At 66.4% G+C, this 23,198-nt stretch carries 19 protein-coding genes and 1 tRNA gene; 11 read left to right on the forward strand and 9 right to left on the reverse strand.

What is annotated here, in order from left to right; all coding sequences use genetic code 11:
• Positions 1-32: 32 nt before the first annotated feature.
• Positions 33-971 (forward strand): DMT family transporter, encoded by a 939-nt coding sequence (locus AC56LR_RS01820; RefSeq protein WP_497126761.1) that lies wholly within the window; start codon positions 33-35, stop codon positions 969-971.
• Positions 968-1,456 carry a GNAT family N-acetyltransferase gene (locus tag AC56LR_RS01825; protein ID WP_497126763.1) on the forward strand — a complete coding sequence of 163 codons (489 nt, stop codon included), beginning with the start codon at positions 968-970 and terminating at the stop codon, positions 1,454-1,456. Before AC56LR_RS01820 ends, AC56LR_RS01825 begins: the two co-directional genes overlap by 4 nt.
• A 225-nt stretch (positions 1,457-1,681) precedes the next feature.
• Here the strand turns inward: AC56LR_RS01825 and hutI are convergent, their stop codons facing one another.
• The 8 genes from hutI to ada all read right to left on the reverse strand — a co-directional run bounded on the left by hutI (position 1,682) and on the right by ada (position 11,989).
• Entirely contained in the window at positions 1,682-2,929 is a 1,248-nt protein-coding gene (hutI, locus tag AC56LR_RS01830; protein WP_497126765.1) for an imidazolonepropionase, read from the reverse strand.
• The gene (locus AC56LR_RS01835) at positions 2,922-3,524 is read right to left on the reverse strand and encodes a HutD/Ves family protein (protein ID WP_497126767.1); all 603 of its coding nucleotides are present in this window, start codon (positions 3,522-3,524) and stop codon (positions 2,922-2,924) included. The genes hutI and AC56LR_RS01835 overlap by 8 nt, the downstream gene beginning before the upstream one ends.
• Positions 3,521-4,888 carry a formimidoylglutamate deiminase gene (locus tag AC56LR_RS01840; protein ID WP_497126769.1) on the reverse strand — a complete coding sequence of 456 codons (1,368 nt, stop codon included), beginning with the start codon at positions 4,886-4,888 and terminating at the stop codon, positions 3,521-3,523. Before AC56LR_RS01840 ends, AC56LR_RS01835 begins: the two co-directional genes overlap by 4 nt.
• Entirely contained in the window at positions 4,885-5,673 is a 789-nt protein-coding gene (gene hutG / locus AC56LR_RS01845; RefSeq protein ID WP_497126771.1) for an N-formylglutamate deformylase, read from the reverse strand. Before hutG ends, AC56LR_RS01840 begins: the two co-directional genes overlap by 4 nt.
• A gap of 21 nt (positions 5,674-5,694) precedes the next feature.
• The gene (hutH, locus tag AC56LR_RS01850) at positions 5,695-7,242 is read right to left on the reverse strand and encodes a histidine ammonia-lyase (RefSeq protein WP_497126773.1); all 1,548 of its coding nucleotides are present in this window, start codon (positions 7,240-7,242) and stop codon (positions 5,695-5,697) included.
• Positions 7,243-7,252: 10 nt separating this feature from the next.
• Positions 7,253-8,956 carry a urocanate hydratase gene (hutU, locus tag AC56LR_RS01855; RefSeq protein ID WP_497126775.1) on the reverse strand — a complete coding sequence of 568 codons (1,704 nt, stop codon included), beginning with the start codon at positions 8,954-8,956 and terminating at the stop codon, positions 7,253-7,255.
• A 170-nt stretch (positions 8,957-9,126) separates the two neighbouring features.
• A complete protein-coding gene (locus tag AC56LR_RS01860) occupies positions 9,127-10,797 on the reverse strand; it encodes an amidohydrolase (RefSeq protein WP_497126777.1) in 1,671 nt (556 codons plus the stop codon).
• Between the two features lie 127 nt (positions 10,798-10,924).
• On the reverse strand, positions 10,925-11,989 hold the full coding sequence (gene ada / locus AC56LR_RS01865) for a bifunctional DNA-binding transcriptional regulator/O6-methylguanine-DNA methyltransferase Ada (RefSeq protein WP_497126779.1): 1,065 nt from the start codon (positions 11,987-11,989) through the stop codon (positions 10,925-10,927).
• Positions 11,990-12,129: 140 nt separating this feature from the next.
• On the opposite strand from ada, the gene hutC reads away from it, so the two are divergent.
• From hutC to AC56LR_RS01905, 8 genes are all read left to right on the forward strand, one after another.
• Positions 12,130-12,864 (forward strand): histidine utilization transcriptional repressor HutC, encoded by a 735-nt coding sequence (gene hutC / locus AC56LR_RS01870; protein ID WP_497126781.1) that lies wholly within the window; start codon positions 12,130-12,132, stop codon positions 12,862-12,864.
• Between the two features lie 101 nt (positions 12,865-12,965).
• A complete protein-coding gene (locus tag AC56LR_RS01875; RefSeq protein WP_497126783.1) occupies positions 12,966-13,367 on the forward strand; it encodes a response regulator in 402 nt (133 codons plus the stop codon).
• A gap of 240 nt (positions 13,368-13,607) precedes the next feature.
• Positions 13,608-13,934 (forward strand): thioredoxin TrxA, encoded by a 327-nt coding sequence (trxA, locus tag AC56LR_RS01880; RefSeq protein WP_497126785.1) that lies wholly within the window; start codon positions 13,608-13,610, stop codon positions 13,932-13,934.
• Positions 13,935-14,073: 139 nt separating this feature from the next.
• The gene (gene rho / locus AC56LR_RS01885; RefSeq protein WP_171087695.1) at positions 14,074-15,336 is read left to right on the forward strand and encodes a transcription termination factor Rho; all 1,263 of its coding nucleotides are present in this window, start codon (positions 14,074-14,076) and stop codon (positions 15,334-15,336) included.
• Between the two features lie 379 nt (positions 15,337-15,715).
• A complete protein-coding gene (locus AC56LR_RS01890) occupies positions 15,716-15,985 on the forward strand; it encodes a type B 50S ribosomal protein L31 (protein ID WP_497126787.1) in 270 nt (89 codons plus the stop codon).
• 131 nt (positions 15,986-16,116) lie between these two features.
• A complete protein-coding gene (locus tag AC56LR_RS01895) occupies positions 16,117-17,838 on the forward strand; it encodes an ArnT family glycosyltransferase (protein WP_497126789.1) in 1,722 nt (573 codons plus the stop codon).
• A 236-nt stretch (positions 17,839-18,074) separates the two neighbouring features.
• Positions 18,075-18,542, forward strand: coding sequence for a hypothetical protein (locus AC56LR_RS01900; RefSeq protein ID WP_497126791.1), 468 nt, complete (start codon positions 18,075-18,077; stop codon positions 18,540-18,542).
• Between the two features lie 96 nt (positions 18,543-18,638).
• Positions 18,639-18,723, forward strand: a tRNA-Leu gene (locus tag AC56LR_RS01905).
• 157 nt (positions 18,724-18,880) lie between these two features.
• Here the strand turns inward: AC56LR_RS01905 and AC56LR_RS01910 are convergent.
• Complete coding sequence (locus AC56LR_RS01910) at positions 18,881-19,639, reverse strand: substrate-binding periplasmic protein (protein ID WP_497126793.1); 759 nt, start codon at positions 19,637-19,639, stop codon at positions 18,881-18,883.
• Positions 19,640-19,879: 240 nt separating this feature from the next.
• Between AC56LR_RS01910 and AC56LR_RS01915 the strand changes: the two genes are divergently transcribed.
• Positions 19,880-23,179, forward strand: a complete 3,300-nt coding sequence (locus AC56LR_RS01915; RefSeq protein ID WP_497126795.1) for an MHYT domain-containing protein — start codon at positions 19,880-19,882, stop codon at positions 23,177-23,179.
• Positions 23,180-23,198 lie beyond the last annotated feature (19 nt).

Below are 23,198 nucleotides of genomic sequence, written 5' to 3' on the forward strand. Positions count from 1 at the left end.
CGTCAAAACCCGGGAGCACGTATACTCCCGCGATGCCTTCTTCCGCCCTCTTTACCGTCGCCTCGCTGATCTGGGGTTCGACCTTCTTCGCCATCACCTTGCAGCTGGGCGAAGCCCCGCCTGCAGTGTCGGTGGCCTACCGCTTCTTCCTGGCCGCGGCCACGCTCTTCATCATCTGCATCGTGCGGCGCGACCGCCTGGCGCTGCCGCTGCGTACCCACCGCTGGATCGCGCTGCAGGGCATCCTGACCTTCTGCATCTCTTACCTGTGCACCTACGAATCCGAACAATACGTGGTGTCGGGACTGGTGGCGGTGGTATTCGCGCTGATGGTGTTCTGGACGCCCTTGCTTAGCCGCCTGTTCTTCGGCACCGCCATCAACCCGCGCACCATTGCGTGCGGCGTGGCGGCGATGGCCGGCGTGGCGCTGCTGTTCTGGCATTCGATCGGCGCCGCCTGGAACGATTACCAGGCGGGTGGCAGCGCCAAGTTCATCGCCGGCGTGGTGCTGGCGCTGGTGGCCACGATCGCCAGTTCGGCCGGCAGCATCGTGGTCAGCAAGGTGCAGAAGGAGTGCGCCAACCTGCCGCTGACCATGGCCTGGTCGATGCTGTGGGGCGCTTCGCTGGTCACCGTGTGGTCGCTGCTCAATGGCGACCGGTTCGTGCTGCCTGCGAGCGCCACTTATTGGGCCGGGCTGGTCTACCTGTCGATCTTCGGCTCGGTGATCGCCTTCTTTGCCTACTTCACGCTGATCAACCGCATCGGCGCGCAGAAGACCGTCTACATCGGCGTCGTCACGCCGGTGCTGTCGGTGCTGCTGTCGATCCAGCTCGAAGGCTACCGCCCGGGCCCGATCGAATTCGCCGGCATGATCCTGTGCCTGGCCAGCGTGGCCTGGGCCCTGCGCGCACCCGCAGCCAACACCGTGCAATCCGCAAACCTGAACAACGCCATCGAAACTCCATGACCCAATTTTCCATCCGCCCTGCCACCCCATCCGACGTCGCGCACATCCAGGCCATGATCCTGGAGCTGGCCGTGTTCGAGAAACTCGAACACCTGGTGGCCTCCACCGAAGCCCTGCTGCACGAAGGCCTGTTCGGCGTGCGTCCGTCGTGCGAAGCCATCATCGGAGAAGAGGATGGCAAGGTCGTCTGCTTCGCCCTGTTCTTTCATAACTTCTCGACCTTCCTGACTAAAAAGGGCCTGTACCTGGAAGACCTCTACGTGCTGCAGTCGCACCGCGGCAAGGGCTATGGCACGAAGATGCTGGCGCGCCTGGCGCAGATCGCCGTCGAGCGCGAATGCGGCCGCTTCGAGTGGTCAGTGCTGGACTGGAACGAGCCGGCCATCCAGTTCTACAAGTCGATGGGCGCGGACGTGATGCCCGACTGGCGCATCTGCCGACTGACCGGCGACACCCTCACCGCGATGGCCGAACGCCGGAGCTAAAGCACAAAGAAAAACCCACGGGACCGTAAGGCGCCGTGGGCGAACCCATTTTTTCAAATGGGGAGGGGAGATGTTGAAACACACAGCCGAACTATAAGTGTGCTTCCTTAATTTGGGATTAATCTTTACCGGCGGTTACTGTTATTGCGGCCGTTTAGGTAATAATTCCCGAGCTGGAATCCGGCGACTTGACGCTGATCAAGAAAAGCAGGGGTCAGCCGCAGATTAGTGACCCATGCGTGACGCATAACACCCAGGCGCGATATGCGCCGCACGTACCACGCCGCCGTTCACCACGGCGCGGCAGGGATTGAACCCCATCGCATAGGCCAGGTCGGCCGGGCGGGCGATGTCCCACAGGGCCAGGTCGGCCGCCTTCCCCACTTCCAGCGTACCGATCTCCGTGTTCAGGCCGAGCGCCCGCGCGGCATGGCTGGTGGCGCCCAACAGCGCTTCCTGCGGCGTCAGGCGCCACAGCGTGCAGGCCATGTTCATCGCCAGCAGGAGCGAGGTCATGGGCGAGGTGCCGGGATTGCAGTCGGTGGCCACGGCCATCGGCACGCCCGCTTCGCGTAGCCGAGCGATCGGCGGCGGCGTGGTCTCGCGCAGGAAGTAGTAGGCCCCCGGCAGCAGCACCGCCACCGTGCCGGCGCGCGCCATCGCCTCGATGCCGGCTGGGGTCAAGTATTCGAGGTGATCGGCCGACAGGCCGCCAAAACGCGCCACCAGTTCGGCGCCGCCCTGGTCGGACAGTTGTTCGGCATGCAGCTTGACCGGCAGCCCGAGCGCGCGGGCGGCGGCAAACACCCGCTCGGTCTGGGCATTCGTGAAGCCGATGCGCTCGCAGAAGGCGTCCACCGCGTCCACCAGCCCCTGTTCGGCCAGCTGCGGCAGCATCCGTTCGCACAATTCGTCGACATAGGCGTCTGGGCGGCCGGCGAACTCCGGCGGCAGCGCATGGGCGCCCAGGAAGGTGGTGGCCACCCGCACCGGCAGGCGCTGCCCGACTTCGCGCGCGGCGCGCAGCATGGACTCTTCGGCCTCCAACGCGAGGCCATAACCCGACTTGATCTCGATGGTGGTCACGCCCTCTGACAGGAGCTGGGCCACGCGCGGCAGGCTTTGCGCCAGCAGCGCGGAGGTATCCGCCTGGCGCGTCGCGCGCACCGTGGACATGATGCCGCCGCCCTGGCGCGCGATGTCTTCGTAGGTCGCGCCGTTCAGGCGCGCTTCCCATTCGTTGCTGCGGTTGCCGGCGTGGACGATGTGGGTGTGGCAGTCGACCAGGCCCGGCGTCATCCACATGCCCTTGCAATCGTGTTCTGCACTTGCCGCCGGCGCAACACCGCGCGCGCCCAGCCAGGCGATGCGGCCATCCTTGACGGCGAGCGCGGCATCTTCCATCAGCCCGTAGCCATCCACCATCGTGGCAAGATTCACATTGGTGAACAGCAGGTCCGCCGCCTCACTCATACGACTCTTCATCCTCTTCGCTGTGGTAGGTGATGTCGACGATGTAGATCATCGCCTGCCCTGCTTCCAGCTTCCAGACCGAGCCCGCTTCGAGCACCACGGCATCGAAGCGCACCAAGCCGATGCGCTCCTTTTCGTTACGCAATTCCAGTGCTTCGCCTTCGGCCAGAAACAGCACCGTGATGTCGGCGCGCGCGACGAACGTGGAGATGCCGGTGAGCCGGCGCCGCCCGAAGGTGTGGTAGCAGCGGTCGCTGCGCGTCATCGCATTGAAATCGGTGCTGCCGCCGCGGCTGAGCTTTGCGGTGACGTCCGAGCTGCCATCGAAGGCGACCACCGGATCGCCGTCGGTAATCAAGACCGGATCGCCGTCGATGTCCAGCAGCATGCCATGGCCTTCGACCAGCGCCAGCGTGCGGTCCACGCCCGGGAACTGCGAGAAGGCGCCGTCTTTCTCGATGGTGGCCAGGCTGACGCGCCAGTCGAAATCCTCGAAGCCGGAATCGGGCGGGCCGATGGCGATTTCGGTCGTGCTGCCGCCGCCGTTTTTCCACGGTACCGGCGACAGGCTTGCGAATGGGATCAGTACGGTCATTGGCTCACCTCGCGTAATTCATTGACGGCTTGTCGGTAGCGCTGCGCAATCGCGTCCTGCGCCATGTGGCGGCCTGCCTGCACCACCCAGCGCCCGCCGCACAGCACGTCGCGCACCAGGTTGTCGTTACCGCAGAACAGGAAGCGGCCGAGGACGTCTTCGTCCGCCACGCCATCCAGGTTCGGATGGGTCCCGTCCAGCACCAGCAGGTCGGCGCGGCGGCCTTCCTCGATCGCGCCGACCTTGCGCCCGGTCGCCTGGGCGCCGCCACGCAAGGCAGCTTGCCACAAGTATTGGCCGACGTCGCGCTGTTCGCGTGTGAAGGCGATATTGCGGCGCTGGTGCACCAGGCGCTGGCCGTACTCCAGCCAGCGCAATTCCTCGACCGGGCTTTGCGAGACGTGGCTGTCGCTGCCGATGCCGAAACGCCCGCCGGCTTCGATGAAGGGCTGCAGTGGAAACAGGCCGTCGCCCAGGTTGGCCTCGGTGGTCGGGCACAGGCCGGCGACTGCGCCACTAAGAGCCAGCGCGCGTACTTCCTCGTCGTTGAGGTGGGTGGCATGCACCAGGCACCAGCGCTCGTCCACGAGAACCTGCTCCATCAGGTATTCGACCGGGCGGCGTCCGGTGGCAGCGATGCTCTGCTCGACCTCGGCCTGCTGCTCGGCAATATGGATGTGCAGCGGGCGTCCTGCCGGCAAGCCGGCTGCCAGCTCGCGCACCTGCTGGATCGTTGCCGCGCGCAGCGAATGCGGCGCGGCGCCGACTTCGAGCTGGGGCCCGCGCAGCGCGCCCAGTGCATCGACGATGCCGAGAATGTCGTCGACACCCGTGCGGAAGCGCTGCTGCTCGGCACGCAGGGGCTGCTCACCGAAACCGGCATGGCTGTACAGCACCGGCAGCAGCGTGACGCCCATGCCGGTTGCATGGCCGGCTGCCGCGATCCGCTCGGCGGTTTCGGCGGGCCGCGCGTAGGGCTCGCCGCCCGGGCCACGCTGCAGGTAGTGGAATTCGCACAGCGAGGTATAGCCGTGGCGCAGGCATTCCGCGAACAGCTGGGCGGCGATGGCCTCGATCTGTTCCGGCGTGATGCGCGCGGCGAAGCGGTACATCAGGTCGCGCCAGGTCCAGAAGCTGTCCGGCCCCTGGCCTGCGCGCTCGGTGAGGCCACCCAGCGCGCGCTGGAAGGCGTGCGAGTGCAGGTTGACCATGCCCGGCACCACATAGTCGGCGCGCGCCACGCCCAGCGGCGGCGCGGACTGCGGCGCCACGCGGGTCAGGTCGCCGTGGACGTCCCATTCGAGCAGCACGTCGCGCTGCCAGCCCTGAGGCAACAGCGCGTGGCGGGCAAATACGGCCCTCATGTGGCCACCCACTCGGCGGCGGAGCCGATCATGGCGCGCAGCAGCGGCTGCACCTGCGCCGCCACATCCGGGCGGTACTCGAAGGGCGGCGCTTCGTTCATGTACAGGCACTGGCACATCTCGAGCTGGATCGCGTGCACGCCCGCTGAGGGCTGGCCGTATTTGCGGGTGATGTGGCCGCCCTTGAAGCGGCCGTTGACGGCAATGCTGAAGCGGTCCTGGGCACGGGCCACGCCCACGACCGCCTGCTCCAGGCCAGGTGCGCAGGAGGCGCCGTCGGCGGTGCCGAAATTCAGGTCCGGCAGGCGGCCCTCGAAGAAGCGCGGCACGGTGGACGCGATGGAATGCGCGTCCCACAGCACCACGCGGCCGAATTCGGCTTTCAAGCGCTCGAGTTCCGCGCGCAGCTGGGCGTGGTAGGGCATCCAGTACTGCTGCAGGCGGCGCTGCACCTCGGATTCAGTCGGCACCTTGCCCGGCAGGTAAAGCGGCTCGCGCCCGAAGGTGTCGACCGGGCACAGGCCGGTGGTGTCCATGCCCGGGTAGAGGTTGGTGTTCTCGGGCGGGCGGTTCAGGTCGATCAGGTAGCGCGACCAGCGCGCCGAGATGGTGGAGACGCCCATCTCTTCCAGGAAGCCGTACAGTTCGGGCAGGTGCCAGTCGGTGTCCGCACGCGCGGCCGCGCAGGGCGACATTGTGCTTGCTACCTCGTCCGGAATGTCGGTGCCCGCATGGGGCATCGACACGAGCACCGGAAGCCTGTCTGCCTTGAACCGAAAGTCCATTGCCTCTCCTGGGTCAGATTGTTAAGGGTGCAGCGCTACAAACAATTCCTTGATCGATGCCGACAGCTCGCCGTTCACCACCATCTTGCGGGCAGCCTCGATGTCCGGCGCGAAGAAGCGGTCGGCGTCGTACGGGGCAACCTTCTCGCGCAGTTGGGCATGCACGTGCTCGAGGTGGCTGGACGTGGTCAAGGGACGGTGGAATTCGATGCCCTGGGCGGCAGCCAGCAGCTCGATCCCCACGATCACCGACGTATTGTGCGCCATCTGGTCCAGACGGCGCGCCGCGAAGGTGGCCATGCTGACATGGTCTTCCTGGTTGGCCGAGGTCGGCAGGCTGTCGACGCTCGCCGGATGGGCCAGCGACTTGTTTTCGGATGCCAGCGCGGCCGCGGTGACGTGGGCGATCATGAAGCCCGAATTCAGGCCCGGCTCGCGCACCAGGAAGGCCGGCAGGCCGGACAGGTTGGCGTCGATCAGCAGCGCGATGCGGCGTTCCGACAGCGCGCCGATCTCGGCAATCGCCAGGGCCAGCGTGTCGGCGGCAAAGGCCACCGGCTCGGCGTGGAAGTTACCGCCTGAAATGATCGCGCCATCGTCAGGGAACAGCAGCGGGTTGTCGGTGACGGCATTGGCTTCGATGAGCAAGGTGCGGCCGGCGTTGGCGATCAGGTCCATCGCCGCGCCCATGACTTGCGGCTGGCAGCGCAGGCTGTACGGGTCCTGCACGCGCTCGTCGCCCACCAGGTGCGAGGCACGGATGGCGCTGCCCGCCACCAGCTCGCGGTAGATGCCGGCGGCCGTGATCTGGCCCGGCTGGCCGCGCACCGCGTGGATGCGGGCGTCGAATGGGGCATCGCTGCCGCGGGCGGCGTCGAGCGAGAGCGAGCCGGCAACCATGCCCGCTTCGAGCACGCGCTCGGCCATGAACAGGCCGTGCAGCGCCAGTGCGGTCGAGACCTGGGTGCCGTTGATCAGGGCCAGGCCTTCCTTCGCGACCAGGGTCACCGGTGCGATGCCTGCCGCGCTCAAGGCGTCCGCCGCTTCGACGATCTCTCCACGATAGCGCACCGGCCCCACGCCCAGCATGGCGAGGGTCATGTGGGCCAGCGGCGCCAGGTCGCCCGAGGCGCCGACCGAACCCTGGCAGGGAATCGCTGGCATGATGCCCGCGTTGTAGAGGGCGATCAGCGTTTCGATGATGACCGGGCGCACGCCCGAATAGCCGCGCGCCAGGCTGCCGATCTTGGTCAGCACGATCAGGCGCACGATCTTGTCGTCGATGAGCGGACCGGTGCCGACCGCGTGCGACAGGATCAGGTTACGCTGCAGGGTGGCCAGCTGCTCGTTCGGAATGTGGGCCTTGGCCAGGATGCCGAAGCCCGTGTTGATGCCGTAGGCCGGGTCGCCCTTGGCGACGATGGCCTCGACCAGCGCGAGCGAGGCGTCGATCGCCGGCCATGCGCTTGGCGCGAGCGTGAGCGGCGCGTGGCCGGTCCAGACGGCGCGCAGGTCGGAAAGGGTGAGCTGGCCGGGTTGCAGGGTGATGCCGTGGTTCGATTCGTTCATGCTGTGACTCTTATTTGATCATCGGGAGGTTCAGGCCGTTGCGCTTGGCCGTGTCGATCGCGCTCTGGTAGCCGGCGTCGGCGTGGCGCATCACGCCCGAGCCGCTGTCGTTCACCAAGACCCGCGCCAGGCGTTCGGCAGCGGCATCGGTGCCGTCCGCGACGATCACCACGCCCGAGTGCTGCGAATAGCCCATGCCCACGCCGCCGCCATGGTGCAGCGAGACCCAGGTGGCGCCGCCCGCGGTGTTGAGCAGCGCATTGAGCAGCGGCCAGTCGGACACCGCGTCGGTACCGTCGCGCATCGCTTCGGTCTCGCGGTTCGGGCTGGCGACCGAGCCGGTGTCCAGGTGGTCGCGGCCGATCACGATCGGCGCTTTCAGTTCGCCCGTGCGCACCATTTCGTTGAAGGCCAGGCCGGCGATGTGGCGCTCGCCAAGGCCGAGCCAGCAGATGCGCGCCGGCAGGCCCTGGAAGGCGATGCGCTCGCGCGCCATGTCGAGCCAGCGGTGCACCTGCGCGTGGTGCGGGAACAGCTCCTTGATCTTGGCATCGGTTTTATAGATGTCTTCAGGGTCGCCCGACAGCGCCACCCAGCGGAACGGGCCGCGGCCCTCGCAGAACTGGGGACGGATATAGGCCGGTACGAAGCCCGGGAAATCGAAGGCGTTCTCGACGCCCTCGTCCTTGGCCACCTGGCGGATGTTGTTGCCGTAGTCGACCGCGTAGCAGCCCATCGCCTTGAAGTCGAGGATGGCGCGCACGTGGACCGCGCAGGATGCGGCGGCCGCCGCTTTCAGGCGCGCATGCTGGGCCGGGTCCTGCTGGGCAGCCTTCCATTCCTCCACCGTCCAGCCGCTCGGCAGGTAGCCGTTGATCAGGTCGTGGGCCGAGGTCTGGTCGGTGACAAGGTCCGGCTTGATGCCCCCGGCTTGTGCGCGGCGCACCAGCTCGGGCAGCACGTCGGCGGCATTGCCGAGCAGGCCGATGGAGACGGCTTCGCGCTTCGCGACCGCGTCCTTGATCATCGCCAGGGCCTCGTCGATGTCCTTGGCCTGCTTGTCGAGGTAGCGGGTGCGCAGGCGGAAGTCGATGCTGGTCTGCTGGCATTCGATGTTGAGCGACACCGCTCCGGCGAAGCTTGCGGCCAGCGGCTGCGCGCCGCCCATGCCGCCGAGGCCCGCGGTCAGGATCCAGCGGCCGGCCATGTCGCCGCCGAAGTGCTGGCGGCCGGCTTCGGCGAAGGTCTCGTAGGTGCCCTGCACGATGCCCTGGGTGCCGATGTAGATCCAGCTGCCGGCGGTCATCTGGCCGTACATGAACAGGCCCTTGCGGTCCAGCTCATTGAAGTGCTCCCAGTTGGCCCATTTCGGCACCAGGTTGGAGTTCGCCAGCAACACGCGCGGCGCGTCCGGATGGGTGCGGAACACACCGACCGGCTTGCCGGACTGGATGAGCAGGGTTTCGTTGTCTTCGAGTTCGCGCAGCGAGGCCAGGATCTGGTCGTAGCATTCCCAGTTGCGCGCGGCGCGGCCGATGCCGCCGTAGACCACCAGCGCCTGCGGGTTTTCCGCGACCTCGGCGTCGAGGTTATTCTGGATCATGCGGTAGGCGGCTTCGGTGAGCCAGCTCTTGCATGTCAGTTCGGTGCCGCGCGGGGCGCGGATGGAACGCGTCGGGTCGAAGCGCGGGTCGGTGGGCGTTGGCTGGGTCATGGCGGCTCCTGAATGGAAGTGCGATGAAGTCTAGGTTGTCTATACAACCAAGTCAACCCGATTTTTGTAGGGTGGGCGGCTTCGCCGCCCGCGCGTTCAAACATCGTATGAAACGCCGATCCGTTCGATCACCCGCCGGTTGAACGCGCGGGCGGGAAAACCCGCCCACCCTACTTTTTGAACACCTGCTTCCCGCCCACCCAGGTCTCGAGCACGCCGGTCTTGTGAATGTCATACGTCGGCATCCTGAACAAATCGCGGTCGATCACGATGAAGTCGGCGTGCTTGCCCGGCTCCAGCGAACCGAGGCTGTTTTCCTGGTGGCCGGCATAGGCGGCGTCGAGCGTGAAGCAGCGGAAGGCCTCCTTCAGCGACATCGCCTGGTTCGGGTACCAGCCGGCGACCGGCTGGCCGCCGGCGTCCATGCGCGTCACCGCCGCGTGGATGCCGAAGAAGGGATTGGGCGACTCCACCGGGAAGTCGGAACCGCAGGCGATGCGCGAGCCCTGGTGCAGGAAGCTGCGCCAGGCGTAGGCGCCCTTGATGCGTTCCGGGCCGACGCGGGTCTCGGCCATGTTCTTGTCCGAGGTCGCGTGGGTCGGCTGCATCGACGGGATGATGCCCAGCGACTGGAAACGCGGGATGTCGTTCAAGGCCACGACCTGCGCGTGCTCGATGCGGTGGCGCTGGGCGCCGGTTTTCGTGGCGGCGATTTCTTTCTTGTAGATATCGAGGATCTGCTTGTTGCCGGCGTCGCCGATCGCGTGCACGTTGACCTGGTAGCCCTTGCGCATGGCCTTGGTCATCATGGCGTCCATCTGCGCGGTCTTGAAGAAGAGCAGGCCGTGCGAATGCGGCTCGTCGCTGTACGGCTTGATGAGCGCCGCGCCGCGGCTGCCCAGCGCCCCGTCGGAATACAGCTTCACCGCGCGCAGCGCGTACATGCCGTCGGCGTAGTCGCGCAGCGGGCCATTTTTTGCCAACTGGTCAAAATCCTTGTCGGTCCCGCCGATCATGGCGTAGACGCGGGCGGTGAGCTTCTTCCTGTCGGCGTAGTCGCGATACAGGCGGTCTTCCGCCACGCCGATGCCGGCGTCGTGCACAGCGGTCAGGCCCACGCGCGCGAGTTCCTGCAGCGAGCGGTCCAGCACCGTTCTCGCCTCGGCTTCGGTCTGCGCCGGCATGACCTTGGTCACCAGCTCCTGCGCCGCGTCGACCAGCACGCCGGTGGCTTCGCCGTTCGCATCGCGCATGATTTTGCCGCCGGCCGGATCGGGCGTGGATTTGGTGATGCCGGCCAGCGCCAGCGTGCGGCTGTTGGCCCAGCCGGCGTGGCCGTCGACGCGCTCGAGCCATACCGGGCGGCTTGATTCGACCGGATCGAGATCCGCGGCGGTCGGGAAGCGGCCCAGCTTCCAGTTTTCCTGGTTCCATCCGCGTCCGCGGATCCAGGCCAGGCCGGAGTTCGAGCGCGCATAGGTGGCGATGGCGCGCGTGGCATCAAGCAGCGAGGTGGTGGCGGAGAGGTCGAGCTGGGTCAGTTGCTGTCCCAGGCCGAACACGTGGCCGTGGGCGTCGATCAGGCCCGGCAGCACGGTGCGGCCGCCCATGTCGACCTGGCGCGCGCCCTTCGCTTTCGCCGCGACCTCGGCGGCCGTGCCGACGGCCGTGATGCGGCCCTTGTCGTCATAGGCCAGCGCGCTGAACTGCACCAGCTCGCCCTTGCTGTTGAGGGTGTAGCCGTTGGCGTTGGTGATGACGGTGTCGGCATGCGCCGACGACAGCACGCCGAGGCCGGCAAGGACAATCAGGGAAGACAGGGGGATCCGGCGCGCGCGCATAAGCTGTTCTTTTCTCCGTGTTGGATGGGTTCGACGCCTTGTGGGCGTGGCACGGAGCAGTGTATAGGAATGCAAGCAGCGGGAAAAGCGCCTCAGCCGGCGTCGCGGAACACCACCGCGTCGCCGGTCATTGACCCGCTTCGCGCTCGAGCAGCGTGCGCTTGCGCTCGACGCCCCAGCGGTAGCCGGACAGCGCGCCGTCAAGCCGCACCACGCGGTGGCAGGGAATCGCCACCGCCACCGGATTCGCGGCGCAGGCCCCCGCCACCGCGCGTGCGCCAGTCGGCAGGCCGATGCGCTCCGCCAGCTCGGCATAACTGACGGTGGACCCGGCCGGCACCGCGCGCAGGGCTTCCCACACGCGGCGCTGAAAGGCGGTGCCGCGCACGTCCAGCGGCAGGTCCAGGCCCAGGCCGGGCGCCTCGACGAAGCCGACCACCTGCGCCACCGTGTGTTCGAATTCCGGTTCCGCACCGATCAGTGCGGCCTGCGGAAAGCGCTCCTGCAAATCGCGCAGCAGCGGTTCGGGCTCGTCGCCGATCAGGATCGCGCAGATGCCGCGCCCGGTGGCCGCCACCAGGATCGCGCCCAGCGAGCAGGCGCCCACCGCGAAGCGGATCGTCTCGCCCTGCCCGCCCGCGCGGTAGCTGGTCGGGGTCATGCCGAGCGCGCCGGCGCTGGCTTCGTAGAAGCGCCCGCTCGAATTGAAACCGGCCTTATACAGCGCATCGGTGACGCTCGGCGCAGCCCCCAGGGCCTGCTGCAGGCGCGCAGCGCGGCGTGCGCCGGCATAGGCTTTCGGCGTGATCCCGGTCTGCGCCTTGAAGATGCGGTGGAAGTGGAAGCGGCTCATGCCCACGGCCTGCGCCAGGGTGTCGAGATCGGGCGCTTCTTCGGCTTCGTCGATCATCCGGCAGGCCTGCGCCACCGCGGCAGCCTGGCGTTCGGCCAAGGGCGGCAGCGTCGGCTGGCAGCGCAGGCAGGCGCGAAAGCCCGCCGCTTCGGCCTCGAGGCAGCTGGCGTGGAAGGCGACGTTGGCGCGCAGCGCGCCGCGCGACGGGCAGGACGGCCGGCAGTAGACGCCGGTCGTGCGCACGGAATAATAGAAGCGGCCGTCGGCATCCAGGTCGCGCCGCTGCACGGCGGCCCAGCGTGCTTCGTCGGTATCGTAAAGGCTGGTCATGGCGTTCATGGTGGAGTCCCGGTGCAGTAGCGATAAGGTCAGCGTAAGCCTCCCCTGCGCCCCCTGCACTCCGGGTCTTGCTTTCGAATTGCAATGCTAGAATCGATGCTCATGGCATACCCGGCGTCATTGCCTTCCCGGAGAGTAGTTTGGAAGACCCCATCGCGCAAGACAGCACCCCCATTTTCCAGCGTATCAAGGATTACCTGGTCGGCGAGATCGCGTCCGCACGCTGGAAGGAAGGCGAACTGGTGCCCTCCGAGCAGGCGCTGGTGCGCCAGTTCGGGGTCTCGCGCATGACGGTCAACCGCGCGGTGCGCGAACTCACCGCCGAGGGCGTGCTCACGCGCCGCCAGGGCTCGGGCACCTATGTGGCGCCGCAAAAATACCAGGCCACGCTGGTCGAGATCCGCAACATCGCCGACGAGATCCGTGCGCGCGGGCGCGCCCACCGCAGCGCCCTGCGCCTGCTGCGCGAGGAAACAGCGGACATTGAGCTGGCCGCCGAATTCGAGCTGGCGCCTGGCGGGCGGCTCTATCATTCGACCATCGTCCACTTCGAGAACGACGTGCCGATCCAGGTCGAAGACCGCTGGGTCAATCCGGCCTGCGCGCCCCACTACCTGGAACAGGACTTCAGCACCATCACGCCGAACGAGCACCTGATGGTGGCCGCGCCGCTGCAGGGCGCCACCTATGGCATCGAAGCCCAGCCGGCGCCCGGCCAGATCGCCGCCATGCTGGCCATCGAGGCAGGCCTGCCCTGCCTGGTGCTGCACCGCCGCACCACCTCGGGCGGGAAGGTAGCCTCGGTGGCGACGATGTGGCATCCGGGCCACCTGGCGCGCTTCACCGGCAGCGTCCGAGCGCCTGCTTCCGACTAGCGAGCAACACTCATGCAACACTAGTTGTTCAATATTTCCACGGGAGTGGAAAACTTCGCCATAATGGCCCCGGTCCAAGCGCAGCCATCTTTTTCCGTCCCATGAACCCATCGACTTCGTCCACGCCGCACGCCGCACGCCAACGCGTACTGTTGCTCGACGATGACCGGTTCATGCTGGCGTTCCTGCGCGACATGCTGGAGGGCTTCGGCGCCTTCGACGTGCACGCCGAGTTCGATGCCCGCGCGGCGCTGGCCGAGCTGCCGCGCCACCTGCCCGACCTCGTGATCTGCGACCTGGCCATGCCCGAGATGGATGGCATCGAATTCCTGCAGGCCGCGGCCAGCCAGGGATTCAGCGGGCGGGTGATCGTGGTCTCGGCGCTGGGAGACGGTGTGCGCGACGCCGCGACCGAGCTGGCGCGCGCGCTCGGGCTGCAGGTGGCGGGGGCCTTCCGCAAGCCGGTCGCTGCCGAGCAGCTGCGCCTTGCGGTGCAATGTTAAGATTTTGTACAAACCTGCCCACACTTTTTAAAAAAATGGGGTATTATTCGGCACATCCCCGCCTGACACCCCCTTGCCGTCCTTCCATATTGAATTGTGCACACAGTGCCTCCACCATTGTGTAGCGGTAGTCATTCAGTGGCAATGCGCGATAAGCGATGCACGGAAGCCGGCTGGGACGACGCAGGATCGGCATTGGCCGCCAGGCGTTAATTGATCCTTACCTCTTTTGAGGAACCTATGAGCGAAAACATTAAACATATCAGCGATGCAAACTTCGATACCGAAGTGCTCAAATCCGAGCTTCCGGTCTTGGTAGACTTCTGGGCCGAGTGGTGCGGTCCGTGCAAGATGATTGCACCTATCCTGGAAGAAGTCGCAAAAGAATACGAAGGCAAGCTGATCATCGCTAAAGTGGATGTCGACGCGAACCAGGCCGTACCGGCCAAGTTCGGCATCCGCGGCATCCCGACCCTGATCCTGTTCAAGAACGGTGAAGCGGCTGCCCAAAAAGTTGGCGCAATGGCCAAGGGTCAATTGACCCAGTTTATCGACAGCAACATCTGATACCATAGCGACGGCAGCGCGCCCGCGCTGCCGTCAATATCGGGAAGCCGACCGGCTCCGGTGCTTCCCAACTTTATTGATAACCCACGTAGTTCCCTCCCCTACCTTTACTTTCCCGTCACGGGACACCCACACAAACATGCATTTATCTGAACTGAAGGCAATGCACGTCTCCGCGCTGCTGGAGATGGCTATCGGCCTCGATATCGACAACGCAGCACGCCTGCGCAAGCAGGAACTGATGTTCGCGATCCTGAAGAAGCGCGCCAAGAGCGGCGAGCAGATCTTCGGCGACGGCGCCCTCGAGGTGCTGCCGGACGGCTTCGGCTTCCTGCGCTCGCCGGACGCCAGCTACATGGCCTCGACCGACGACATCTACATCTCGCCGTCGCAGATCCGCCGGTTCAACTTGCATACGGGTGACTCGATCGAAGGGGAAGTGCGTACGCCGAAAGACGGCGAGCGCTACTTCGCGCTGGTCAAGGTGGACAAGGTCAACGGCGAATCGCCGGAAGCCTCGAAGCACCGCATCCTGTTCGAAAACCTGACGCCGCTGCACCCGAACGAGCCGCTGCGCCTCGAACGCGACATGAACGGCCAGGAAAACATCACCGGCCGCATCATCGACCTGATCTCGCCGATCGGCAAGGGCCAGCGCGGCCTGCTGGTGGCCTCGCCGAAGTCAGGCAAGTCGGTCATCCTGCAGCATATCGCCCACGCGATCACCGCCAACCATCCCGACTGCACCCTGATCGTCCTGCTGATCGACGAGCGTCCGGAAGAAGTAACCGAGATGCAGCGTTCCGTGCGCGGCGAAGTGGTCGCCTCGACCTTCGACGAGCCGGCCACCCGCCACGTGCAGGTCGCCGAGATGGTGCTGGAAAAAGCCAAGCGCCTGGTCGAAATGAAGAAAGACGTGATCATCCTGCTCGACTCGATCACCCGCCTGGCGCGCGCCTACAACACCGTGATCCCTGCTTCGGGCAAGGTCCTGACCGGTGGTGTCGACGCCAACGCGCTGCAGCGTCCGAAACGCTTCTTCGGCGCCGCCCGTAACGTCGAAGAAGGCGGCTCGCTGACCATCATCGCGACCGCCCTGATCGAAACCGGCTCGCGCATGGACGACGTGATCTACGAAGAATTCAAGGGCACCGGCAACATGGAAGTGCACCTCGAGCGCCGCCTGGCCGAGAAGCGCGTCTACCCGGCGATCAACCTGAACAAATCGGGTACCCGCCGCGAAGAGCTGCTGATCAAGCCGGACCAGCTGCAAAAGATCTGGATCCTGCGCAAGCTGCTGTACTCGATGGACGAGATCGAAGCGATGGAGTTCATCCTCGACAAGATGCGCGCGACCAAGAACAATGTCGAATTCTTTGACATGATGCGCCGCGGCGGCTAAACGCCGACGCAGCGACGCGCGAGAGGCGGCCTTCGGGCCGCTTTTTTTTGGTGACGTCTGTCTTGTTCGTGGTTTCTGTAGGGTGGGCGGCTCCACCCAATGGCCGGATCCGTCGCACCTTGGGCGCCGCCCGCGCGTTCAACCATCCTGCGCACAGCCGCGTCGCTCAGCCGTTCGTTGAACGCGCGGGCGGCGTCAATGCCGCAGGAATTCCGACAATCGGGTAGAGCCGCCCACCCTACGGTTGCCTTGCCGCCCCAAGCGTTTTATAATCGTCGGTTCAGCAGTCATCAACCCTGGCAAGTGATCGGCAATCGGGTCAAGAAGCAGGACGACCGACGAAGTGCTGTTTGGCTACCAACTCTTAGAAAGCAATACCATGAAGAACGATATCCACCCAAATTACCGTGAAGTTGTGTTCCACGACCTGTCGTGCGACTTCAAATTCATCACCCGCTCGACCATCAACACCCGCGAAACGATCCAGCACGAAGGTAAAGAATACCCGCTGATCAAGATCGAAGTCTCGGCTGAATCGCACCCGTTCTTCACCGGCAAGCACAAGATCGTCGACACCGCTGGCCGCGTCGAGAAGTTCCGCCAGAAGTTCGGTGCAGTCGGTTCGAAGACCGCTGTCGCCAACGGCTAATTCGCCACAGCACGACACGCACACCCGGGCCCTTGCGCCCGGCGTTGCCAGAGAAGAAGCCGGTTCACCGGCTTCTTTTTTTTTCGCGGCTATACTACGCGACTATTCTCATCCTGCAACAGACTACCCCGATGAAACCCGTCCGCCTCCCCGCCGCCGCCACGCTGGCGTTGCCCCGCTGGGCCCTGCTCGCGCTGGGCATGCTGTACATCCTGCCGGGCCTGATCGGCCGCGACCCGTGGAAGGAAGACGCCGGTCCCTTCGGCATCATGTGGACCATGGCGCATGGAGGCCTGCACGACTGGCTCTACCCGAACATCGCCGGCCTGGCGGCAAGCCACGAGGGCCCGCTGGCCTTCTGGCTCGGCGCCCTGTGCATCAAGCTGTTCGGCTGGATCCTGGGCGACGTGCTGGCCGCGCGCGTCTCGACCATCGGCATTTTTGTTACCGGCGCGATGTCGCTCTGGTACACCGCCTTCCACCTCGGCCGCCGCGCCGAGGCCCAGCCGCTGCGCCTGGCCTTCGGCGGCCAGCCCGAGCCCGACGACTACGGCCGCACCCTGGGCGACACCGCCGTCCTGATCTACCTCGGTTGCCTGGGCCTGCTGGTGCAGAGCCACCTGACGCTGTCCGCCACCCTGCAGGGCGCCCTGCTCGCCTATTTCCTGTACCGCGCGGTGCGCTATGTCGAGAGCGCCACTACCCGCAACGCCGTGCTGGTCGGCCTGTCGCTGGGGTTGCTGGCGCTCACGCGCGGCATCATGCCGCCCGTGGTGCTGGTGCTGGCCCTGTTCGCCTGCACCCGCTACCTCAAGCTGCAAACCGCCGCCAGCTTGCGCCACCTGGGCATCGCCGCAGGTGTCGGATTTCTTATCACCCTGGCCTGGATCGTCCCGGCCGCACTGGTCCAGCCCTTCGGCCTGTCGCCGGTGGGCGAGTGGCTGAGCTGGAACGCGGCCCAGGTCGCCCTGCCCGGCGCGGCCTCGTTCAAAGGGTTCTTGCGCATCGGCGTATGGTTCTTCTGGCCGGCCTGGCCGTTCGCGCTGTGGGCGATCTGGGCCTGGCGCCGCCAGCAGCACCTGCTGCACATCGTGATGCCGGTGATGTTCTTCCTGGCCCTGATGCTGCTGATGCTGTGCGACCCGGAACCGGAAAACGCCGACTTCCTCAAGATGCTCGCGCCCCTGGCGCTGATGGCCGCGTTTGGTTTGCCGACCATGAAGCGCGGCACCATCAATGCGATCGACTGGTTCTCGGTGATGGTGCTGACCATCCTGGGCGCGCTGATCTGGCTGTTCTGGATCGCCAAGCTGACCGGCTGGCCGGCCCAGCTGGCCAAGAATGCGCTCAAGCTGGTGCCCGGTTTCAAGCCGGAAGTAGGCATCATCGCCTTCCTGGTGGCCGCCGCAGCCAGCATCGGCTGGATCATGCTGGTCCACTGGCGCCTGTCGCGCCAGCCCTCGGTGCTGTGGCGCGCGGTGGTGCTCTCGTCGAGCGGCCTGATCCTGGTGTGGGTGCTCCTGATGACCCTGTTCCTGCCGGACCTGAACTACAGCAAGAGCTACGCCGGCGTGGCCCAGCAGATCGCGGCGCGCCTGCCGGCCGACGCCGGCTGTATCGACACCAATGTCGGCCCGGCCCAGCGCGCCTCGTTCGCTTACTTCGGCCGCCTGCCCTTCGCCAGCCTGGCGGGCGGGGAATGCAATTACGTGCTGCTCCAGGACCGCATCAGGAACCGCGACGACAACATCCTGGCGCGCCGCTACGGCGTGCGCGGCGCGGCCGTGCTGTGGGAGGGCCGGCGCGCCTCCGACCGCGACGAACGTTTCCGTTTATTCCGCCGCAGCCGCTGAGTTTATCTCCTCCTGACAAGCCGCCCGCGTCATCGCCGGCGGCTTTTTCTTTGCTGGCACGATTCATGCATGGTTTATCCACCAGTGCGCGCCACCCCCGCCTGATATGAGAACCTGCGTCTTGATGGCAGTGCGTTTGAGCGGAGTCAACTTCGCCGTCAGGTTGGTGGTCAGAATAAATCGGTCGCTTGTTGTCATGCGCCCCACCGGTCAAGCAGCGCTGCGAGGAGATAGTCATGAAAAGCATTACATTTTCGGAAATTGTCCGGATCCACGAGCGCCCCTTTTTTCTCGGCCGACGCGGAACCTGGCGTCAGTTGCTGCCCTGGGTGCTGACCCTGGCGCTGGGCCTGCCTCTGTTGATGCTGGTGTTGCACTTGATCGACCCGGCTACGCCGCTGCCCTTCATCGTCCTGCCGGCGCTGGCAGGCGGGCTCATGCCCGTCGCCATGATGGGCCCGGGCCGCTTCGAGATGAACACCCGTTTCGACGCCCGCCACATGATCAGCACGCTCGACGACGCCCTGACCTCGCTGGGCTACCGCCGCACCGCCTCCGAGACCGATCACATCAGCTATTTCCGCCCACGGCCCTGGCTGCGCGGCCGCGAAGGCGCGATCGAGGTCGCCGTCACGCCCACCGCACTGCAGGTCATCGGCCCGGTCGGCAGCCTGCGCCTGCTCCAGCAGCGCATTGCCTGCTGAGCCCGCGCCGGGACTTCCTACGGCCTATTCATCGAGGAGCGCGACGGTACTGGTCAGCGGGGCAAGGGGTGTGCTAAGATTCGCGCCTGCTGTTGGGCCTCTGTGGCGGAATTGGTAGACGCACTTGACTCAAAATCAAGCGCCGTAAGGCGTGCCGGTTCGATTCCGGCCGGAGGCACCATCCCAACAATCGGCAATACCCCGCTCTCGTCAGTTTCCCTGCCTACCGCCGCGCGCGGCTGTAAAATTTCCCGACAACATCGTGCACCCGGCATCCGCCTGCATTTTCCTGCGTCGATAAATCTTACAGCTTGCCGTGTTGCGCACCCCTTTATCACTCAGCGCCGCCGGGCCGGCATCCAGCGTTCGTAACGCTGCTCGATGCGCCGCCCGGTGCCGTCCTGCGCGATCTGGTCGAAGGCCGCGTTCAGCCGCGCGATCACGTGGTTCGGCACGGCCCGGTTGCAGGCCAGGTAGACGCCGATCTCATTGAACACGAGCAGCGGCACGATCTGCTTGTCGTAGCCGTAGCGGGACAGCACGGTGCTGCCGCTGCGCAGGCTGGCTGCCCACAGGTCGATGCGCCCCAACATCAGTTTCTGCGGGTTCGAGACGTCGTTCGAGGTCGGGTCGGTGATCATGCCGCGCGCACGCAAATAGGCGTCGCGCGCATCGCCGTTATAGGTGCCGATGCGCAGGCCGCGCGCATCCTCGAGTGTGCGCAGCTGCAGTTTGCGGTCGGCGCGTCCCATCAGCACCCATTGGGCAATATCGGTCGGGCCGACCCATTTGAACAGCGGCTCGCGGTCGGGCGTGCGGGTGGTGGAATACACGCAGGCATCCGGCCGCTGCAGCGCCGCATTGTAGGCGCGCTTCCAGGGCAGCATCTCGATCGTGTAGGCGACGCCGGCGCGATCCATAGCCTCGCGCACTTTGTCGGTGGCAATGCCCACCACCCTTCCCCCATCGAGCATGCTCGACGGCGCGGACAGTTCGGTCGCAATGTACAGGCGCGGCTGCGCCGGCGGCGCCGGCGCAGCACAGGCCAGGCCGCCGAGGCCGCTCATGGCCAAGGCGATAAATCGCTTGAACAACATCTTCGTATCCTACGGACAACGCTTGCGCGTCGATAAATACAGCATATCAGGATGGCGTGAATTTCCACACTGCATGTGACAAGAGGTGGTGTCCATGCGACACAACACGCCCGAAACCCGCATGTTTACTGCGCTCAACAAGACTTTCCCTTAGGGAAATGAGATACTGCCAAGACACTTCCGGGCATTCTTCATGCCCAAATTACGCAAAACAAGCCGACCATGCTGCAATTATTTTCAGTGCCAGATGATCCGTCGCTGCTGACTTTTGGCACGCACGACCCGCGCTTCGTGCTGTTATCGGTCCTGATCGCCATTTTCTCGTCATGGATGGGCCTGCAGATTACCGGCCAGGCCGCGGCCGGCCGCACCCATCGCGCGATCGTCCTCGGCAGCGGCAGCCTGGCGCTGGGCGCCGGCGTCTGGGCCATGCACTTCATCGGCATGCTCGCCTTTAACCTGTGCACGCCGATCACCTACGATCCCCTCACCACCATCCTGTCGGCCCTGCCGAGCATCGGAGCGTCGGCCGTTGCCCTGTCGCTGATTTCGCGCCAGCGCCTCGGCGTGGTGGGCCTCCTGATCGGTGGCGTGGTGGTCGGCGCCGGCATCGGCGCCATGCACTATTCGGGCATGGCCGGCATGCGCATGCGCGTGGAACTGCGCTATGACCCGGCCATGTTCGCGCTGTCGATCGTGGTCGCAGTCGTGCTGGCCACGGTGGCGCTGGGCGTGCGCTCGGGGCTGTCGCGCTTCCAGTCGCTGGGCGAATCGCGCCGCCTGCTGCTGTCGGCGATCGTGATGGGCTGCGCCATCGCCGGCATGCACTACACCGGCATGGCGGCGGCGCGCTTCGTCGGCCAGGTGGTGGTGGGCGGCGTCGGCTCCACCAACAGCTCCTTCCTGGCGTTGGCGATCTCGCTCACCACCGTGATCTTCACCGGCCTGGTGGTGGCCGCCAACGGCCTGCTGCGCTACCGCCAGATGTTCCATGAGCTGCAGCGCGGCGAAGCCTGGATGCGCGCCCTCCTGACGACCACCGTCGACGGCGTCATCACGATCGGGGGCGACGGCATCGTCACCGAATTCAACGCCGCGGCCGAGCGCATCTTCGGCTGGCGGCGCGACGAGATCGTCGGCCGCAGCGTGAGCCTCCTGATCGCCGACGAAGACAGCTCCGCGCGCGACGGCCTGCTCGCCTTCCTGCGCGACGGCCATTCCGACGCGCTGTCCAAGGGCAGCGAAGTGCTGGGCCGGCGCAAGGACGGCAGCATGGTGCCGGTGCGCCGCGCGATCGGCCACGCGCGTCTGGACAAGCAGGACCTGTACGTCTGCTTCATTACCGACATCAGCGAACGCCGCGCCATCATGCAGGCGCTGCGCGCCAGCGAAGCGCAGTTCCGCTCCCTGATCGGCAACATTCCCGGCATCTCCTTTCGCAGCGAGATCGACGGCGACTGGCCGATGCTCTTCATCAGCGATGCGGTCGAACGGGTCACCGGCTACCCGGCCGCCGACTTCGTGGGCGCACCTCCGCGCCGTGCCTTCGGCACCCTGATGCACGCCACCGACCGGATACGCGTGCATGAAGAGCTTGACCTCGCCATGCGCGAAGACCGCCCCTACCTGGTCGAGTACCGCCTGCTGCATGCCGACGGCAGCATCCGCTGGCTGTGGGAAAACGGCAGCGGCGTGCGCGACGATACGGGCAAGCTCGCCTGGCTCGACGGCGTCATCCTCGACATCACCGAGCGCCGCCAGATGGAAGAAGCGCTGCGCGGAGCCAAGGAAAAGGCCGAGCAGGCCGCCGCCGCGCGCGCCTCCTTCGTGGCCAACATGAGCCACGAGATCCGCACCCCGATGAATTCGATCCTGGGCTTCACCGACGTGCTGCTCGACGGAGAACTGGACAAGGACCAGCGCCGCCACCTCGACACCATCCGCAGCGCCGGCCGCGCCCTGCTGCGCCTGCTCAACGAGATCCTCGACACCGCCAAGCTGGACAAAGGCGCGGTGGAGCTCGAGCAGCACGACTACAACCTGCTGTCGCTGATCGACGAACTCTCGTCGACGCTGGCCGCGAACGCGCGCGCCAAGGGCCTGCACCTCGACATCCAGTACGACCCGGCGCTGCCCACCGGCCTGCGCGGCGACGAGCTGCGCGTGCGCCAGGTGCTGACCAACCTGATCGACAACGCCATCAAGTTCACCCCGTCCGGCACCGTTACGCTGCGCGTGACGGCCGATGCCGACCAGCTGTGCATCGCGGTCATCGACACCGGCATCGGCATCGCACCGGACCGCCTGCAGGCGATCTTCGACCCCTTCACCCAGGCCGACGCCTCGATGACGCGTCGCTTCGGCGGCACGGGCCTGGGCACCACGATCTGCAAGCAGCTCGTCGAGCTGATGGGCGGCCGGATCTGGGCCGAGAGCGAACCGGGCAAGGGCGCCACCTTCCACGTGCGCCTGCCGCTGGTGCCGGCGCGCTTCGCCCAACAGGCGCCGCGCGTGCGCAGCGCCGCCGTGCTGCCGCCGCTGCGCGTGCTGGCTGCAGACGACGTGCCGCAGAACCTGGAACTGCTGCAGCTCCTGCTGTCGCGCCGCGGCCATACGCTCACGGCGGTGTCGGACGGCGCCGCCGTGGTCGAACAGGCCGCCTCCGGCGAACTCGACCTGATCCTGATGGACTTCCAGATGCCGGTGCTCGACGGCCTGTCGGCCACCCGCGCGATCCGCACCCACGAAGCCGCGACTGGCCGCACGCGCGTGCCGGTGATCGCGATGACCGCCAGCGTGCTTGCCGAGCACCGCCGCGCCAGCGTCGAGGTGGGGATGGACGGATTCGCCAGCAAGCCGGTCGACTGGTTCACCCTGTCGCACGAGATCGCGCGTGTCCTGGGCCTGCCGCAGGCCGCCGCCGACAAGGACGCCGACGGCATCCCGGGCCCGGCGCGAGAGGTGCTGAACCGCCGCGTCGGCCTGCGCCGCTGGGCCGACAGGGAAGACGTCTACCTCGAGGCGCTCGATCATTTCGGCCGCCAGTACGCCGATCTCGCCACGACGCTGAAACTGCATGCGGCCGGCGGCGCCCACCAGGAACTGCGCATGCTGGCGCACAAGGTGCGCGGCGTGGCCGCCAATGTCGGCCTGGAGCAGCTGTCGGACGCGCTCTCCAGGCTCGAACAGGCAACCAACACCGTACCGACCGACGAGCGCGAAGCCGCCGGCGCACTGGAGAGCTCGACCGCGGCGCTTGGCCAGGCGCTGGCCGCGATCCGCGCAGACAGCGCCCAGCCGGCGGCGCCGGAAGCGGCTGCCGGCGTCGACCTGGCACGCGCCCACCGCGCCGGCACGCTGCTGCTGCAGGCCCTGCGCCGCGGGGCGCTGGACGATGCCGCGCTGGCCGGGCTGGCAACGGCGCTGGCCGGCCACCCGGCCGCGCCGCGCGTGGCCCAGGTGCAGGGCGCAATCGGCGATTTCGAATTCGACCTCGCCCTGGAACAGCTCGAGGCCGTGATGGCCACGCTGGGCGAATAAGACCACATCAGGACGCATC

It is taken from the genome of Telluria sp. ZT3P39, assembly GCF_059685935.1.

Bases quoted from the DNA above. Each gene is read 5' to 3' on its own strand.
- AC56LR_RS01820 (WP_497126761.1), top strand. From the start codon at position 33: ATGCCTTCTTCCGCCCTCTTTACCGTCGCCTCGCTGATCTGGGGTTCG.
- AC56LR_RS01825 (WP_497126763.1), top strand. From the start codon at position 968: ATGACCCAATTTTCCATCCGCCCTGCCACCCCATCCGACGTCGCGCAC.
- hutI (WP_497126765.1), bottom strand. From the start codon at position 2,929: ATGAGTGAGGCGGCGGACCTGCTGTTCACCAATGTGAATCTTGCCACG.
- AC56LR_RS01835 (WP_497126767.1), bottom strand. From the start codon at position 3,524: ATGACCGTACTGATCCCATTCGCAAGCCTGTCGCCGGTACCGTGGAAA.
- AC56LR_RS01840 (WP_497126769.1), bottom strand. From the start codon at position 4,888: ATGAGGGCCGTATTTGCCCGCCACGCGCTGTTGCCTCAGGGCTGGCAG.
- hutG (WP_497126771.1), bottom strand. From the start codon at position 5,673: ATGGACTTTCGGTTCAAGGCAGACAGGCTTCCGGTGCTCGTGTCGATG.
- hutH (WP_497126773.1), bottom strand. From the start codon at position 7,242: ATGAACGAATCGAACCACGGCATCACCCTGCAACCCGGCCAGCTCACC.
- hutU (WP_497126775.1), bottom strand. From the start codon at position 8,956: ATGACCCAGCCAACGCCCACCGACCCGCGCTTCGACCCGACGCGTTCC.
- AC56LR_RS01860 (WP_497126777.1), bottom strand. From the start codon at position 10,797: ATGCGCGCGCGCCGGATCCCCCTGTCTTCCCTGATTGTCCTTGCCGGC.
- ada (WP_497126779.1), bottom strand. From the start codon at position 11,989: ATGAACGCCATGACCAGCCTTTACGATACCGACGAAGCACGCTGGGCC.
- AC56LR_RS01875 (WP_497126783.1), top strand. From the start codon at position 12,966: ATGAACCCATCGACTTCGTCCACGCCGCACGCCGCACGCCAACGCGTA.
- trxA (WP_497126785.1), top strand. From the start codon at position 13,608: ATGAGCGAAAACATTAAACATATCAGCGATGCAAACTTCGATACCGAA.
- rho (WP_171087695.1), top strand. From the start codon at position 14,074: ATGCATTTATCTGAACTGAAGGCAATGCACGTCTCCGCGCTGCTGGAG.
- AC56LR_RS01890 (WP_497126787.1), top strand. From the start codon at position 15,716: ATGAAGAACGATATCCACCCAAATTACCGTGAAGTTGTGTTCCACGAC.
- AC56LR_RS01895 (WP_497126789.1), top strand. From the start codon at position 16,117: ATGAAACCCGTCCGCCTCCCCGCCGCCGCCACGCTGGCGTTGCCCCGC.
- AC56LR_RS01900 (WP_497126791.1), top strand. From the start codon at position 18,075: ATGAAAAGCATTACATTTTCGGAAATTGTCCGGATCCACGAGCGCCCC.
- AC56LR_RS01910 (WP_497126793.1), bottom strand. From the start codon at position 19,639: ATGTTGTTCAAGCGATTTATCGCCTTGGCCATGAGCGGCCTCGGCGGC.